The organism is Pseudomonas sp. E102 (genome assembly GCF_052660185.1).
Genome location: NZ_CP084025.1, coordinates 4,463,853 through 4,480,158, shown reverse-complemented (window position 1 = coordinate 4,480,158; position 16,306 = coordinate 4,463,853). Strand labels below are relative to the sequence as shown.

The 16,306-nt window shown below is 61.2% G+C and carries 15 protein-coding genes; 3 read left to right on the top strand and 12 right to left on the bottom strand.

Translation table 11 applies throughout. From position 1 onward, the window contains the following. Positions 1–23: 23 nt before the first annotated feature. Entirely contained in the window at positions 24–1,442 is a 1,419-nt protein-coding gene (locus DOCECA_RS20260; RefSeq protein WP_445570987.1) for an FAD-dependent oxidoreductase, read from the top strand. Positions 1,443–1,647: 205 nt separating this feature from the next. Continuing rightward, entirely contained in the window at positions 1,648–2,715 is a 1,068-nt protein-coding gene (gene hemE, locus DOCECA_RS20255; RefSeq protein ID WP_434561064.1) for a uroporphyrinogen decarboxylase, read from the top strand. 49 nt (positions 2,716–2,764) lie between these two features. On the opposite strand, the gene DOCECA_RS20250 is transcribed toward hemE, so the two are convergent. After that, positions 2,765–4,036, bottom strand: coding sequence for an MFS transporter (locus tag DOCECA_RS20250; RefSeq protein WP_434611678.1), 1,272 nt, complete (start codon positions 4,034–4,036; stop codon positions 2,765–2,767). Between the two features lie 138 nt (positions 4,037–4,174). Between DOCECA_RS20250 and DOCECA_RS20245 the strand changes: the two genes are divergently transcribed. Further along, positions 4,175–5,077 carry a LysR family transcriptional regulator gene (locus tag DOCECA_RS20245; RefSeq protein ID WP_420767060.1) on the top strand — a complete coding sequence of 301 codons (903 nt, stop codon included), beginning with the start codon at positions 4,175–4,177 and terminating at the stop codon, positions 5,075–5,077. Between the two features lie 50 nt (positions 5,078–5,127). Here the strand turns inward: DOCECA_RS20245 and DOCECA_RS20240 are convergent, their stop codons facing one another. From DOCECA_RS20240 to DOCECA_RS20190, 11 genes are all read right to left on the bottom strand, one after another. Then, on the bottom strand, positions 5,128–7,182 hold the full coding sequence (locus tag DOCECA_RS20240; protein WP_445570986.1) for a hypothetical protein: 2,055 nt from the start codon (positions 7,180–7,182) through the stop codon (positions 5,128–5,130). Further along, positions 7,103–8,791: a dermonecrotic toxin domain-containing protein gene (locus DOCECA_RS20235; protein WP_445572180.1), complete on the bottom strand. Its 1,689-nt coding sequence runs from the start codon at positions 8,789–8,791 to the stop codon at positions 7,103–7,105. The genes DOCECA_RS20240 and DOCECA_RS20235 overlap by 80 nt, the downstream gene beginning before the upstream one ends. A 50-nt stretch (positions 8,792–8,841) precedes the next feature. After that, positions 8,842–9,195 (bottom strand): hypothetical protein, encoded by a 354-nt coding sequence (locus tag DOCECA_RS20230; RefSeq protein WP_445570985.1) that lies wholly within the window; start codon positions 9,193–9,195, stop codon positions 8,842–8,844. Positions 9,196–9,309: 114 nt separating this feature from the next. Then, entirely contained in the window at positions 9,310–10,335 is a 1,026-nt protein-coding gene (locus tag DOCECA_RS20225) for an alpha/beta fold hydrolase (RefSeq protein WP_445570984.1), read from the bottom strand. A gap of 671 nt (positions 10,336–11,006) precedes the next feature. Next, positions 11,007–11,453: an excinuclease gene (locus tag DOCECA_RS20220; protein WP_434561056.1), complete on the bottom strand. Its 447-nt coding sequence runs from the start codon at positions 11,451–11,453 to the stop codon at positions 11,007–11,009. Positions 11,454–11,485: 32 nt separating this feature from the next. Then, a complete protein-coding gene (locus tag DOCECA_RS20215) occupies positions 11,486–12,712 on the bottom strand; it encodes a beta-ketoacyl-ACP synthase (RefSeq protein WP_420767068.1) in 1,227 nt (408 codons plus the stop codon). Further along, positions 12,712–13,440, bottom strand: a complete 729-nt coding sequence (fabG, locus tag DOCECA_RS20210; RefSeq protein ID WP_420767069.1) for a 3-oxoacyl-ACP reductase FabG — start codon at positions 13,438–13,440, stop codon at positions 12,712–12,714. Before fabG ends, DOCECA_RS20215 begins: the two co-directional genes overlap by 1 nt. Next, positions 13,437–13,904, bottom strand: a complete 468-nt coding sequence (locus DOCECA_RS20205) for a hotdog family protein (RefSeq protein WP_420767070.1) — start codon at positions 13,902–13,904, stop codon at positions 13,437–13,439. Before DOCECA_RS20205 ends, fabG begins: the two co-directional genes overlap by 4 nt. Then, positions 13,901–15,097, bottom strand: a complete 1,197-nt coding sequence (locus DOCECA_RS20200) for a beta-ketoacyl-[acyl-carrier-protein] synthase family protein (protein WP_445570983.1) — start codon at positions 15,095–15,097, stop codon at positions 13,901–13,903. Before DOCECA_RS20200 ends, DOCECA_RS20205 begins: the two co-directional genes overlap by 4 nt. Continuing rightward, on the bottom strand, positions 15,094–15,576 hold the full coding sequence (locus DOCECA_RS20195) for a DUF3261 domain-containing protein (RefSeq protein ID WP_420767072.1): 483 nt from the start codon (positions 15,574–15,576) through the stop codon (positions 15,094–15,096). The genes DOCECA_RS20200 and DOCECA_RS20195 overlap by 4 nt, the downstream gene beginning before the upstream one ends. Beyond that, positions 15,573–16,301: a class I SAM-dependent methyltransferase gene (locus DOCECA_RS20190; RefSeq protein ID WP_420767073.1), complete on the bottom strand. Its 729-nt coding sequence runs from the start codon at positions 16,299–16,301 to the stop codon at positions 15,573–15,575. Before DOCECA_RS20190 ends, DOCECA_RS20195 begins: the two co-directional genes overlap by 4 nt. Positions 16,302–16,306: the final 5 nt, after the last annotated feature.

Sequence of the window (16,306 nt, the reverse complement as noted above, 5' to 3'; positions counted from 1 at the left end):
AAGAGTTTGATGAGGTTTTAACAATGGCTGAACGTCTGAATAACGACTTCCAGTTCATCGATGTCGGGCGCAAGGATCCGAAGAAGAAACTGTTGCGTCAACGCAAGAAAGAGTTCGTGGAAATCTACGAGCCTTTCAAACCCCAGCAGTCGGCCGACCAGGCCCACCGTTGCCTGGGTTGTGGTAACCCGTACTGCGAATGGAAGTGCCCGGTGCACAACTTCATTCCCAACTGGCTGAAGTTGGTGGCTGAGGGCAACATCCTCCAGGCCGCCGAGCTGTCCCACCAGACCAACACCCTGCCGGAAGTCTGCGGCCGGGTGTGCCCGCAGGATCGTCTGTGCGAAGGTGCCTGCACCCTCAACGACGGTTTCGGCGCGGTGACCATTGGTTCGGTGGAGAAGTACATCACCGATACCGCGTTCGCCATGGGCTGGCGCCCGGACATGTCCAAGGTCAAGCCGACCGGCAAGCGCGTGGCGATCATCGGCGCGGGCCCGGCGGGCCTTGGCTGTGCCGACGTGTTGGTACGTGGCGGCGTGACCCCGGTGGTGTTCGACAAAAACCCCGAAATTGGTGGCCTGCTGACCTTCGGCATCCCCGAGTTCAAGCTGGAAAAGACCGTGCTGAGCAATCGTCGCGAAGTCTTCACCGGCATGGGCATCGAGTTCCGCCTGAACACCGAGGTGGGCAAGGACGTGACCATGGAGCAACTGCTCGAAGAGTACGATGCGGTCTTCATGGGCATGGGCACCTACACCTACATGAAGGGCGGTTTTGCCGGTGAGGACCTGCCGGGCGTCTACGACGCGCTGGACTTCCTGATCGCCAACGTCAACCGCAACCTGGGCTTTGAAAAGTCGCCGGATGATTTCGTCGACATGAAGGGCAAGAAGGTCGTGGTGCTCGGCGGTGGCGACACGGCGATGGACTGCAACCGCACGTCGATTCGCCAGGGCGCCAAGTCGGTGACCTGCGCCTATCGTCGTGACGAAGCGAACATGCCAGGCTCGCGCAAAGAGGTGAAGAACGCCAAGGAAGAAGGCGTGAAGTTCCTCTACAACCGCCAGCCGATCGCCATTGTCGGTGAGGACAAGGTCGAAGGCGTGAAGGTGGTCGAGACCCGTCTCGGCGAGCCGGACGCCCGCGGTCGCCGCAGCCCCGAGCCGATCCCCGGTTCCGAAGAGATCATCCCGGCGGACGCCGTGGTCATCGCCTTCGGCTTCCGCCCGAGCCCGGCGCCATGGTTCGAGCAGTTCAGCATCCAGACCGACAGCCAGGGCCGCGTCGTTGCCCCGGAGCAGGGTCAGTACAAGCACCAGACCAGCAACCCGAAGATCTTCGCCGGCGGCGACATGGTCCGGGGTTCCGACCTGGTGGTGACGGCGATCTTCGAAGGCCGCAATGCGGCGGAAGGGATCCTGGATTACCTGCAAGTCTGAGCCGCGTCCAGACCTGAAATGGGGTAACCCTGTGGGAGCGAGCAAGTCGGGGCGCCGAATCGTCGCTCCCACAGTTGTTTGTGGTGTTTTGGAAGACTGCGTTGCACCGCGACAAATTGCCCCGATAGATAAAAGGCACGGCTCTTGCCGTGCCTTTTACGTCGCGCTCTGAGAAAATGCCCGCACTTTTTTTCCGGATGCCGACATGACTGCCCTGAAGAACGACCGCTTCCTTCGCGCCCTGCTCAAGCAACCCGTAGACGTCACCCCTGTGTGGATGATGCGTCAGGCCGGTCGCTATTTGCCGGAGTACCGCGCCAGCCGCGCCAAGGCCGGTGACTTCATGAGCCTGTGCATGAATCCGCAGTTCGCCTGCGAAGTCACGATGCAGCCGCTGGACCGCTACCCGCAACTGGACGCGGCGATCCTGTTTTCCGACATCCTCACCATCCCCGACGCCATGGGCCAAGGCCTGTACTTTGAAACCGGCGAAGGCCCGCGCTTCAAGAAAGTCGTCAGCACCCTGGCCGACATCGAGGCCCTGCCGATCCCCGATCCGCAGAAGGACCTGGGCTACGTCATGGACGCGGTCAGCACCATCCGCCGTGAACTCAACGGTCGCGTCCCGTTGATCGGCTTTTCGGGCAGCCCTTGGACGCTGGCGACGTACATGGTCGAAGGCGGCTCGTCGAAGGATTTCCGCAAGACCAAGGCGATGCTCTACGACAATCCGCAAGCCATGCATCTGCTGTTGGACAAGCTGGCGCAGTCGGTCACGTCGTACCTCAACGGCCAGATCATGGCCGGTGCCCAGGCGGTGCAGATCTTCGATACGTGGGGCGGCAACCTGTCGGCGGCGGCGTACCAGGAGTTCTCCCTGGCCTACATGCGCAAGATCGTCAGCGGCCTGATCCGCGAGCACGAAGGTCGCAAGGTCCCGGTGATCCTGTTCACCAAGAATGGTGGGCTGTGGTTGGAGAGTATCGCCGATGCCGGCGCCGATGCCTTGGGCCTGGACTGGACCTGCGACATCGGCAACGCCCGCCAGCGTGTCGGTCACAAGGTCGCGCTGCAAGGCAACATGGACCCGACCGTGCTGTATGCCAAGCCTGAAGCCATCCGTGCCGAAGTCGGACGCATCCTCGCCAGCTATGGCAAGGGCAGTGGCCACGTGTTCAATCTCGGCCACGGCATCACGCCGGAAGTCGACCCGGAACACGCCGGCGCTTTCCTGCGCGCGGTGCATGAGTTGTCGGGCCAATATCACGACTGATTTCAGCCCTGTCCTACCCGCCTGTCCGGCCCCTACCGGACAGGCTTTTTTATGTCTGGCTGTTTATGTGTTGCTCATTTCCCGGCAGCAGCGGCAGTTTCGCCAGTTTCACCGCCACCAACAATGCAATCACCAGCAACGTCCCGATGAACACGCCGACACCGTTCCAGCCTCCCAGGTGCCACGCCACGCCGCCCGCGGTGCCCGCGACGCTGGAGCCGGCGTAGTAGCTGAACAGATAAAGCGACGACGCCTGCCCCTTCGCCTTGAGGGCGCGACGGCCAATCCAGCTGCTGGCGACCGAGTGCGCCCCGAAGAAACCGAAGGTGAACACCAGCATGCCGATGACCACCAGCCATAGCGGCGAGAACAAGGTCAGGACGAGGCCCGCCAACATCAGGGCGATGGTCGCCCAGAGCATCTTGCGACGCCCGAGCTTGTCGGCCATGGCGCCCACCTTCGCCGAGCTGTAGATGCCGGAGAGGTACACCACTGAAAGCAGCCCGACGAATGCCTGGTCCAGGTGATAAGGCGCGGCCAGCAGGCGGTAGCCAATGTAGTTGAACAGCGTCACGAACGCGCCCATCAACACGAAGGCTTCAAGAAACAGCAGCGGCAGGCCGGCGTCGCGAAAGTGCATGATGAAACCGTCCAGCAGACTGCGTGGATGCAGCGACCGGGGGCGGAAATTGCGCGATTCAGGAAGAATCCGCCAAAACACCGCCGCCGCGATCAGGGCCAGGCCGCCGATTACCAGCATTGCGGTGTGCCAGCTGACGAAGTCGATCAACACGCCGGCGATCAGGCGCCCGCTCATGCCGCCAATCGCGTTGCCGGCGATATACAGCCCCATTGCCAGGCCGATGTGCTTGGGATGAATTTCTTCGCTCAGGTACGTCATCGCCACCGCGGCCAAGCCACTGAGCGACAACCCCACCAAGGCGCGCAGGACAAGGACGCCTTGCCAAGTGGGCATCATGGCACTGGCGATCGTGCAGAGCGCCGCGGCAAACAGCGCCGCCACCATGACCGATTTACGACCGATACGGTCGGAAATCGGGCCGGTGATCAACAGGCCGATGGCAAGCAGGCCGGTCGCCACCGACAGGATCAAGCTGCTCTGGGCGGCGTTGATTGAAAACTCCAGGGACAGCAGCGGCATCATCGGCTGCACGCAATACAGCAGGGCGAACGTCGCGAAGCCGCCACAGAACAAGGCGAGCACCGTACGCATGAACATCGGCGTGCCTTTTTCAATGAAGATGTCTTTGAGTTCGGCGCCGACGTTGTCCTCTGTGCGAGACGGGACTTCATGGGCCAGTGGAGCGGTAGCAGTTTTCACGGTGGACCTCGGGAGCACGACCAGGCAGGCGTTGAAAAAAGCATATAGCCGGCTAATGTTTCTATCCAATATATTATTCGACCTGTTTAAGACGTTTTGCGACCTATTGGATTACCCATGGAATTGCGCCACCTGCGTTACTTCATCGCCGTTGCCGAAGAATTGCATTTCGGCCGCGCCGCGCTGGCCCTGGGCATCTCTCAGCCGCCCTTGAGCCAGCAGATCCAGGCGCTGGAAGAAGAAATCGGCGCGCGGTTGTTCGAGCGCACCAATCGTCGGGTCGAACTGAGCGAGGCCGGGAGGCTGTTCCTGGAAGAAGCCAGACGCGTGCTGGCGCAAGTCGACAAGGCGGCCGACGTAGCGCGCCGTGCCCAATTGGGAGAATTGGGCGAGCTGAAAATCGGTTTCACGTCCTCGGCACCGTTCAATTCGACCATTCCCCAAGCGATCTTCAACTTTCGCCAACGCTTCCCGGCCGTCCACCTCAACCTGCGAGAGATGAGCAGCACCCAAGTCTCCGATGCGTTGGTGGATGAAACCATCGAGGTGGGCATCATGCGGCCGTTGCCGTTGCCCGATTCACTGGTGGAAATCGAGCTCAGCAGGGAGCCCTTGGTGGCCGTGCTTGGCGCCAAGCACCCGCTTGCCCAGGGCAGCGACGAAGGCTTGTATCTGTCGGCGCTGGCCCACGAGCCTTTCGTATTTTTCCCACGAAGCTACGGCAGCGGTCTTTACGCCCAGCTATTGAATCTGGCCCGCGACGCCGGTTTCAGTCCGCACTTCGCCCAGGAAGCAGGGGAGGCCATGACCATCATCGGCCTGGTGGCGGCTGGCCTCGGGGTCTCGGTGTTGCCGGCGTCTTACCAACGCATGCGTATCGACGGCGTGGTCTATCGGCCGCTGCTAGACCCGGCGGCGGTTTCGGCGGTGTGGCTGGTCCAGCGCAAGGACCAGCGTTCGCCGATGGCCGCGGCGTTTGTGGCGTTGTTGACCGACGGAGCGGATTCACCCGGATCCTAGGCTCTGTACGCAATGTATCCGCGGTCCACGGGCTGACCTGGCACTCTTGCTCAATCCCCCCAGACCGTAGCGTTTCGGGTCGCGTGATAGTCGTAAAAACCTTGGAGAGTCCAGGTATCGCCGTGACGTTCGAACGCGGCGCGCCATGCGCCTCTTCCTCCGCCAAAACCCAACTGGGCCATGTCGTACCAGTAATATCGGTTGATTTTTTTTGTGGTGATCCTGCCGGCACGGAGGTCATCCATGATCTCCATGACTTTCACCCTGGCGGTTCCCGGGAAATTGTCATATGACATCTGCGCCTCAGCCAATGGGCTGATCGTCACCGTGTACCTGGGAATAACGGTGGGAGCCTGCGGCGTGATAGCGGCTGGAGTAGAAGCGGAGGCCTGTCCGGTGACCTTGTTGGAGGCGGCTTGGGTGACCAGTTCGATATCGAAAGGGCTGTAGTTTTGAAGGGTTCTGGTGAAATTGTTGATGTCTTCTTCAGTGGTGAAAAATGCGCTTCGCTGGGTCTTGCCTCGGTTGACGATAATGTAGGGGATCTTGAAATTCCTGATCTCGGTGAGTAACCCGGGTCTGTGTCGACGGGCCCTTTCTTTCCTGAATTCGTCGATGATCTTGGCCTGATACTCCGGCGAATCCAGGTACGCTTGCCTTGCGGCCGCCACAGCTGGGCCGTCCCCGGTGAACATCGTGTCCAACTTGGCGTCCATGGAGTTTTCCACGTACTTCACCGTGTCGGTAATATCCTTGGCTATCCTGTCGGCAGCCTCTTTTTTCTTTCCCGTTTTCGGGACGATCACAATGTATTTCGCACCCGTGACGTTGTCGGGCAATATCGTTGTGCTTACTTTGAGTTGATGGTCGAGGGTGAACTCATCCTTGTGCTTGACCAGCGTCTCATACAGCCGCATTTTTTGCGGCGGGGTGAGGGAAAAGTGTTTTCCTTTTTGAAGATTGTCATTCGTTCGCTCAACCAGTTCCCAAATACAGATTTTATTGGCCAGGTTCTTACGGTGAGCTTTATGCCTGGCAAAATTCTGTCGATTTACGGTTCTCATCAACGAGCGGTAAGTCTCGACGTCGGTCGCGCCAACGTCATCGATACTTTCCTTGAGTATGCGTTCGGCCAAGGTCTCAGGCATCGTGCGGACGACACGCTTCGTCATGTCGACGACTTCGCGAGGCAGGTCATGCCCGTTGGGCAGCACGCCCTCCACCAGTGCGTTGAAGGTTCGATCTTCGGCACGCTCCGGATCCCGGCTGAAATACCCGCCTCCGCCGAGCAGCCGCTGCCGCTCCTGCACGGTCCATTGGCCGTTTTCCCACGTCACTGCGCGCTGGTCCGTGCGGTTGCTCGGTGAGTAGATGACTCGTTCGCCGTTCTGGAAAGCCGTTTTGAAGTAATCCTTCCCGAGCTTCAGATAACCCTGTCCGTGAACATCCCTATAGAGGCTGCGCCCCTCGGGCAGCAGCCCCTTGCCATCGAAGCCTTTGAGCTGGAACGGCTTTAGCTGCGGGTCCGGCATGCGAGGCAGCGATGCCAAGGCCGGATGGGCCTTGCCCCGACGCCGTGTCGCGCGGGCCATGATCAAGTCTTGCCCGCCCTCGGCCAGCACCTCACCCAGCCCGCGGATGAAATCGCTCGTCCACTGGCCGACGCTGCCGTCTTCATCCTGTATCGCCGAGACGGCGGCACCGCCTGCCAGGGTCGGCAAGATCGCTCGTCCCAATATCCCACCCAAGCGGCCCACCGGAACCATGGACATAGCCCCGGTCAACAGGGCTACACCGTTGCGACGCCCTTCCCGAGCCGCTGCGCTGTCGCGTTCGGCGTTGCTCACTGTCAGGGTCTGTACTGTTTTGAGGACATGGGTTATCTGCGTTTCATGCAATGCCTTCAACAGGTCGCCCTCGATCACGGGCGAAGTGACTTTGAAGGCGAAATCGTTTCGAGCCCTGTCCCTTGTCCATTTGAAAACCGATTGCGTGACCTTTTTTATTTTCGCTTGGACGGTCAGGTCATCTTCTGCCGGCAACATGCCTGCGACCTGAGCGGCTTGCTCCGGCAACGGAAGATGGGAGATCAGCCAGCGGGTCATCTCCGGGGTGGCCGTGAGGGTCTGCGCCAACGCTGTTTGCAACGCCCGTCCGCTGCCTGATGCATCCACGTCCCTGAAAGTTTTTCCGTCCGGCGCACCCGGTGTACAAGGTCAACGAAGGACGGCTGGCGAATGACTTCACTCCGAACGCAAGCAGGTCCTTCAACACGCTGTCGCCCCAATGCAATTGCCGGACGACCACTTCATGCCCGTTGACCTTGCCACGTCCCGCCGATCCAGGGCGGTCCAGTGCCGCCAGGACCAGCTTCAAGCCGGTGTTGTCCTTGTCGTGTCGCAGGTCTCCCGAGATATGGGCCGCCCACACCTGGGCCCGCATGTGCTTTGCTTTCACACCCATCCATTGAGTCTGTCGCTCCCGTGCCATGCGTTGCAGCACAGCCGGAAGGCGCGCACCCACGTCGGCCCGCTCGATGACGTCGACAATCTGTGCAAAGCTCAACGGGCCAACGACGGTGTGGTGGGCTGCCTGGCGCTCATCATCCGTCAGGTTGGACATCGCCCAGTCCGTCAGCAAGCGCGTGTCGTCCTGGAACGCTTTGGCACTGCCCATTGAGACCCCAGCCCCGAACGGTGAATGGCCCGTCGGCGCGTGCGGATCGACCGTCTCTTTTCGGATACTCAAGGTTATGTCGTCAGGATCAGCCGCTGGGTACTTCGCTTTGATGAAGCCGGCCAGCAGCGTGCGAGCCTGGTCCCGAATGGCCTGCGCAGTGCCCATTGAAACCGGGTCCGGCGGCGCCGCCATATCGGTGAGGGTTTCTTGTAAGGCCTGCGTCGCCTGCCACCACGCCAGACGGTCGCTGCCGATGATATGGGGGCTGGCGTGCAGCCAATGATGCAGGCTCTTGAGCTTCAGCCGAAACTCACGTTCGTCCAGGGCGCCTGCCAGATCCAATCGCATTCCAAGGTCCGCTGCGGCGTCCAGCCGATGCATCCAATCGGAGATGTTTTCCCCGTCGACAACATCGCTCGACAAGGCATCGCGGATGGCGGCTTTTTGCGTTGTCCGCACGTCCGTGACCAGACGCGTCAGGAAGTTTTGCTCCAACGGCACGAGTTCCACCTCATCTGCGGTGCTGTCGCCTATGAAGGAAATCTTCAGTTGCTTTGAGTCTTCGTAGACCTCCAACGGCCTACCGGGACGGTACAGCACGGCACCTCCCCAATCCACGTCCGCGTCATGTCGCGACAGGACAGCGGCGCTGGTTACCGGAACGGACAATCCCCAATCATCGAAAGCGGCGATCAGGCTGTACACCCCGGGCCTGCTACCCTCCGCCAGCTTGTTACGAGACGCCGCGTCCGGCGCCGACAGCGAATCCATTACCGCCTTATGCATCGGCGGGCTCAGCGTTTTGTCATGCAGATGAAGGTTCGCCAGTGCCGTGAGTTGCGCAGCGAGTTCGTTCGCCAACCAGTCACTGACGTTTCGTCCCTGGCTGAACGCGGCCGGCGTATCCCAGAAGTCATCCAGCGCTGTCATGAGCAGCTGTTCATAAGCGACTGGCGTGGTACCGAGCAGTCGCTGGAATTGTTTTTTCGCCGCGGGACTGTTCAGGGCGGTGGGCACTCGCTTGGAGCCGTCCATTTCCACGACTATTTCAAGGCTGTCCAGATCAGCAAAGCTATCGCTGATATCTACCTGGCCGGCAATGGCGCGCCAGAAAAAATGTTCAAGGCCGGCAATATCTTCTTTTTTTGTCTGAAGATCTGCCCGTTGGGTTCACGCTCCGATTGAGAGAGCCGGGCCTTCTGCGATGTGCGCACGAAAAGCTGATCGACCGCCATATCGCCCGCGACGGTGGGGAAGGTTCGCTTGAACCAATATTCCAAGTGTTGCCTGGTGACCCGGCAAGGACGTGGCGCGGCCTTGCTCAGGTTTATCATTTGCCGCTGCGAGGCGCTGACCTGGCGTGTCGATTCGGCACTGGGATCGCTGGCGCCATTGCCCTGTGGGATGTTGGGCTGGGGCGGTGAGTCGTTATCCAACATGGGCTCTTCCTGGGAAAGTTTCGGAAGAGGCAAGCTATTGGAGAACGCCGACGCAGGAGCGGTAAATAAATACCGCACGATGGGAGGGGCGACGGTGCAGTCGTCAGCTTCGGGTTACGAATTTCGGGGATGTGGATATTCCTTGTAATGCAGGAATGCCAGAATTGCGTCGCGAGTAGCTTGCGGTTGCTCTTCAAGGAGCCAGTGCCCGGTATTTTTCAATATCAGCGAGTGTGGTTGCGCGGCAATGCAAGCGGCCTGCTCGGTCAGCGTCCGCCCCCGGGAATGATCGCCGCCGATGGTGAGTACCGGACCCGTCAGCTTGTTACTGGAAAACTCCAGGTTGTCCTTGGCGTCGTGTTCCACCCAGGCTGAGTAAAGTTTGAATGCGGCCTCCATTCGGCCAGGCCGGGCGTAGTCCGTTATCAGGGCCTGGCGCACTTCATCCGGCACTTTGTCGTTGCCTTCGAAGACAAAGTCATCGAAGAACATGTCCAGGTAGGTTCTTTCCTGCCCCTTGATCAAGGTGATAGCTGTTTTGCCAAAAAACCGGAAATGCCATTTGCTCGCGATGCCGGTTGACGGGTCGCCGTTGTAGGCACTTTCCCAGCCGGGAATACCGGGAAGGAATCCGTCCATCAATATCAGGTGCTTGGTGTCATCTGGATAAAGCGCGGCGTAGGCGTAGGCAATGATGAACCCCATATCGTGGCCAATGATATCGACTTGCTTGAGCTTCAGATGCATCACCAATTCGTGCAGGTCATGGGCCATGTTTTTCTTGTCATACCCAGCGCTGGAAATATCCGTTTCACCCGCGCCGCGATAGTCAGGAACGATGAGGGTAAAACCCGCCCGAACCAACGGCCCGATCAACGGCTCCCAGTTGCGCCAACTGCCCGGAAACCCATGCACCAGCAGGACCGGCTGCTCACCATCGCCGCAGATCACATAGTGCAGGCATATTCCATTCACATGTGCGTAAGCGTGCGTCAGCTTCACATCGTCAACCACCACGTTCTGTTCCCCGGCCGTGGTTGCGCTGTGGGGTGAGGAAGACGTGGAGACGACGCCCGACCAGGTTATCGTGTCCATCAATTTCTTATCCATCGGCGGGCCGTAGTTGTTAGAGATCAACATACGAGTGGTGGCTCGGAAGGCGAACAGCCGGCCGAACGTTGACCTAAAACATCCTTGGGGTTGAGGAATGTTTTTCGTGTTTCGAGTCTGGAACCGCTTTGAAGCTTTTGGATACTGTCAGAGTTGACAGGTCCGACGGGCGGTGAATTCATGGCGAGATTTGGATTTTTGGCTGGTGGTCGGGAACGTGACCCTAGCGCGAGGTTCAAGGGTTTTGTTGTGGGAAGTTTCGGAAATTATGTACTCCGATTTCTGATCTTTGCTTGGCGTCTCCTGGCCCGAGGTTGAGCGCGAGAGCGCTGCTCAGCACGATGATCGCCCTATGATGATTATTGTGGACGGACGTTCAGCCAGCATCATTAAGGCCATCAGCAGAATGGTTGGCGGTACCAGATAAAGGGCCATGGATGCCCAGCACATGTTGCACCTCGTTCGGCAGGCTCGGTGCGAATGTGTCGGAGAAGGAGTTTGAAAGGGGGGCCAGTTAGTCTGCTGGGGGCCGCTGCGCAGCCCAGCGGGAGCAAGCTCCCTCGCCACAAGGGCGCGTCTGGGTAGAGGCCTGTGGGAGCGAGCTTGCTCGCGATGACGTCAGTAGATCCGGCATCACCGGTACTGATTCACCGCTAGCTCGCTGCCACAGTGGATTTAGCTATGTAAGCCCCAAATCCTTACTACTGCACCTTCGCCAGATCCCCTTTCAACGCTACCCCGGCCATGATTGCCCCAGCGTGGCATTCATAGGTCGTGGGGTCCTTGCGCTCGTTGCGCTTGTAGAAGCTGACGATGTTGGTGACGGCGTTGGCGCCGGCGTTTTTCGCGGCCTCGTGCAGGCTGATCAGGGCTGATTGCAGTACCCATTCGCAGGCCGCTTCGTCGGACTTGTTGAACGCGTTGGTTTTCTTGTTGGTGACCGCTCCCGGGCTGACCACGGAGACATTGCCGGCCGGTTTGTGGCCGGCCAGGTAGAACTTCACGCTGCCGTCGATCTTGCCGGTGCGGATGGCTTCGGCGACCACTTTGTCGAATGGCAGGTACAACGCGGTATCACGGGCCTGGCTGAGGCTTGGCAAGGCGCCGAGCAACAGGGCGGCGGTTACAGCGATTTTCTTCAACGGCATCATGGTCTCCTTGACCAGAGGATTGATGGGAATCAATGCCAGCGACGGAAAATCAGCGAGGTATTGACCCCGCCGAAGGCAAAATTGTTGTTCATCACGTATTCGTTGCTCATCGCGCGAAACTCACTGCGCAAGTAGTCGAGTGTGCCGCATTCGGGGTCGACTTCATCGAGGTTGAGCGTGTGTACATACAGGTCGCGGTTGAGCATCTCGATGCTGAACCAGGACTCCAGCGCACCGCAGGCGCCCAGGGTGTGGCCCAAAAAGCTTTTCTGCGAGCTGATGGGCATGTGTTCGCCGAACAGGCTGCTGGTGGCCAGGGTCTCGGCGACGTCGCCCTGCTCGGTGGCCGTGCCGTGGCCGTTGACGTAGCCAATGGCGGACGGTTCGAGGCCGGCATCCTCCAGGGCCAGTTCCATGGCCCGGCGCATGGTGCTCAACTCGGGACGGGTGGCGTGCTGGCCGTCGGCGTTGCTGCCAAAGCCGACGATTTCGGCATGGATCCGTGCGCCACGGGCCAAGGCATGTTCCAGTTCTTCGAGCACCAGCATGCCGGCGCCTTCGCCGATCACCAGGCCATCGCGGCCCTTGTCGTAGGGACGCGGGCTGGTCTGCGGGGCATCGTTTTTCAGGCTGGTGGCGTAGAGCGCATCGAAGACCATCGCTTCGGTCGGGCACAGTTCTTCCGCGCCGCCGGCGAGCATCAGCGGCAAGCGGCCGAACTTGATTGCCTCGTAGGCATAGCCGATGCCGTGACTGCCGCTGGTGCAGGCACTGGACGTTGGGATCAACCGTCCGGTCAGGCCGAAGAAGATGCTGATGTTGGCCGCCGTGGTGTGGGGCATCATCCGCACATAAGAGTTGGCGTTCAGCCCTTCGGCCACGCTGTTGAGCAGCATGTTGCCGAAGGCCTTGATCTCATCGGTGCTGCCGGTGGACGAGCCGCAGGACACGCCCATGCGCCCGTCCTTGATCGACGGGTCGCCCAGCAGGCCAGCGTCGGCCAGGGCCTGCTCAGCCGAGGCCACCGCCAGGCGTGAGACCCGGCCCATGCTGCGCAACTGCTTGCGCGTCCAATGGGCCGGGACCTGGAAATCGTCGATGGGCCCGGCCAGGCGAGTGTTCAGTTCGGTGAAACGGTCCCACTCATCCATGCGCCGGATGCCGCTGCGGTTGGCGGCGAAGTTGGCGGCGATGGTCTCCCAGTCGCTGCCGATGGAGGTGATGCCGGCCATGCCGGTGACGACGACGCGCTTCATCAGCACAAGCCTCCGTTGACGGCCAGGACTTGCCGAGTGATGTATCCAGCTTCGGCGGACATCAGGAAGTTCACCGCGCCGGCGACTTCTTCCGGGGTGCCCATGCGCTGGGCGGGGATCATCTTCATCAATTCTTCCACGGGTACGTTTTCATCGAGCATGGCGGTGTCGATCAACCCCGGCGCGACGCAGTTGACCGTGATCTTGCGCTTGCCCAGTTCGATGGCCAACGCCTTGGCCGCGCCGATCAAGCCGGCTTTCGAGGCGCTGTAGTTGACCTGGCCACGGTTGCCGATCAGGCCGGACACTGACGTGATACAGACGATTCGTCCCGCGGCGCGGCGCCGGATCATCGGCATCATCACCGGGTGCAGCACGTTATAGAAACCGTCGAGGTTGGTGCGCAGCACGCTGTCCCAGTCGTCTTCGCTGAGGGCCGCAAAGGCGCCGTCGCGGGTCAGGCCGGCGTTGAGCACTACGCCGTAATAGGCGCCGTGGGTTTCGACGTCGGCTTCGAGGGCCGCCTTGCAGGCGGCGCGGTCGGACACGTCGAATTGCAGGACGCGGGCGTTGCGGCCCAGGGCTTGGATGTCTGCCAGGACCGCTTCGGCTTCGGCGCGGCCGCTGCGGCAATGCAAGACGATATCGTGCCCGGCCTGGGCCAGGCGCAAGGCGATGGCGCGGCCAATGCCACGGCTGGAGCCGGTGACCAGTACGGATTCAGTCATGGCTGGGTTCCTGTTGCGGAAGTTTCATTGAGGTACTGGGCAGCATGGGGCGGACGAAATACGTTCAGTCGCGCCGTGGCATGGATGCCCGGCGCGTGGATGTGGCATTCGAACACACCCATGCCGTTGTCGTCTTCCAGGGAGCGCACGCCATGGATGGCCAGTTCAGTGTCGAGAGGGAAATGCTCGACGTTGCATTCGAACTTGCGGGTCCCGAGCAAAAAGCCCAGCTCCACTGCATCGCCGCGCTGGCGAGCGTGGCAACCGGCGAACGCCGCGACGCTCTGGGCCATCAATTCGATGCCGACCCAGGCCGGCAGCGCGCCGTCTTCACGGTTGAACAAGCCGCCGGGCTTGACCGTGGCGAGTGCATGGATCTGTTCGTCATCGAAGGACACGACCCGGTCGATGAGAATCATGTCGCCCGCATGGGGCAGCAATTCGGCGAGCGGCCAGTCGATCATTGGGCGTCTCCGATAATGAGGCTGACGTTGTTGCCGCCGAAGGCAAACGAGTTGCTCATCAGGCGTCGGGGGAAGGTCGGGTTCAGGCGGGCACGGCTATCTATCCAGTCCAGCGCCGGCAGCTCGGGGTCCGCCTGGCCGTCCCAAAGGTGGGGTGGCAAGGCCTGGGCGACGTTGTCAGGGCTCAGGGTCAGCCAGCAGAAAGCCGCTTCCAACGCGCCCGCCGCCCCAAGCGTGTGGCCAGTCATGGGCTTGGTGGACGAGCAGGGCACGCCCGCCGGAAACAATCCAGCCACCGCATGGCTTTCCATGGCGTCGTTATGTTGCGTGGCGGTGCCGTGCAGGTTCAGATAGTCGATCTGGCTGGCGTCCAGGCCGGCACAGCGCAGGGCTTTTTCCATCGCCTGGCGGGCGCCGCGACCGCTGGGTTCCGGCGCGGAAATGTGGTGCGCGTCAGAACTGGCGCCATCCCCGAGCAGGGCGATCGAATGGCCGTCGCCTGGCGTCTTGCTCATGAGAAACAGCACAGCCGCCTCGCCAATGTTGATACCGCTGCGGTTCACCGAAAACGGGTTGCAGCGCTCGTTCGACACCGCTTCCAGCGCAGAGAAACCGTTCAAGGTCAGTTTGCACAAACTGTCCACGCCACCGCACAGCACCGCATCGCACAAGCCCAGGTCCAGGAGGCGACGGGCGCTCATCAAGGCCCGCGCGCTGGAGGTGCAGGCGGTGGAGATCACATAGGAGGGCCCGCTCAAGCCAAGCCAGTCGGAAAGGAAATTGGCCGGCGCGCTGAGTTCCTGTTGCTGGTAATCGTAGTCTTCGGGGAACCGCTGCTCGCGCAGGTAATGGGCAATGCCCTGGCTGGCCTCGTCGATGCCCGAGGTGCTGGTGCCCAGAACGATACCGATGCGCGCGGGGCCGTACGCCTCGATGGCCTGATCGATGTCAGCACGAATCTGCAACCCCGCTTCGAGCAGCAGTTGATTGTTGCGGCTGCGTTGCGCCGCCAGTGCCTCGGGGATGGGGGCCAGTTCTCCCCTCACCGCAGCCACCGGCAATGCCCGCTCGGCCACCCAGCCGGCTTCGACGCGCACGCCCGAGCAATCGCCGGCAAACAGGTTGCGCGCGACGTTTTGTTTGTCCCGGCCCAAGGAGCAGATGACCCCGAGGGCGTTCAGATAAGCGGTCATGGTGCGCTCTCGGTCAGCGGTGTGATGCGGTAGTGCGGGCCTTGGGGCAGGCGCAGCTCAAAATCCAGGGGCCGTTTGTAGCGCACCTGCCAACGCGCATCGAGGGCTCGTTCGACACCGTGTTGCCGGGCGACGGGGTAGCGATCGGCAAGCTCGGTTTCCGGGGTCAAGGCGAACAATAGCGCAGCGAACAATTCCCGCGCCTCGGCATTGGGCGGCAGCAGACCGTCGGCTTGCCATTGGTTGTCCACCAGGCGCTGGCGCGCCAGGGGAATGCCCAGCGGGTCCATCATCGACCAGCGTATGCCGGTGTTTTCACGCTGGATCACCAACAGCCAATCCTGGCGCTGGCCGTCCAGTTGCCGCTCGATGTGCAATTGCAGCGGCAGCGCCAGGGTTGGCATGCGCTCGGGCAGCGGCGCGTGGCTGGCGCAGGCACTGAGCAGCAGCAGGCAACCGATCAACAGGCAGCGGATCATGTGGCGGTCCCTTCGAGCGGCTTGCGTGCCACCACGTTGACCAAGGTTTCTTCGCGCTCGCCGAACGGCTTGGGCCGGCGCAGGCCCCAACGCTCCAGGAGGCCGAAGTCCTTGGCGCGGCTCCACCACAGGTACGGATAGGACACGTTGCGGTCCTCGAACTGGAAGCCTTGGTTGCGGATCATCGCCAAGTATTGCGCGGCGCTTTTCTGCACGTGCATGGGATGGCGGAACAGCCAGCGGATCACCCAGGTATCGATGTAGGCTTCGGTGGATTCGGCAAACAGCAGGTAGCCGCCGGGCTTGAGCACCCGATAGAACTCGGCGAGGGCTTTTTCCTGTTCCACCAGGTGGTGAAAGGTCTGGTGGCAGAACAGCAGGTCGACGCTGGCATCGGGCACGGCCAAGGTCGCGCAATCGCTGCCGATCAGTTCCACGGCCATGCCCTGGCGAGCGGCTTCTTGGGCGCTCAGGTCCAGGCTGTGGGGGTCGGCGTCCACGCCAATCAGGCGTTGCGGCGCGAATGCCTGGCGCAGGTACTGGAACGACTTGCCCTGGCCGCAACCGGCATCCAGCAGCACCGGATTGGAAGGCGGCGCGGTATTGAACAGACCGCGCAGATCCTCGACCGCCACGCGCAGCACATGATGCTGCCAGGTGTGGCTGCGCAGGAACCAGAAGCCGAAGCGGGTTTCTTGGACGTAGTTATCGCTCAGGTAGCTCATGGTTG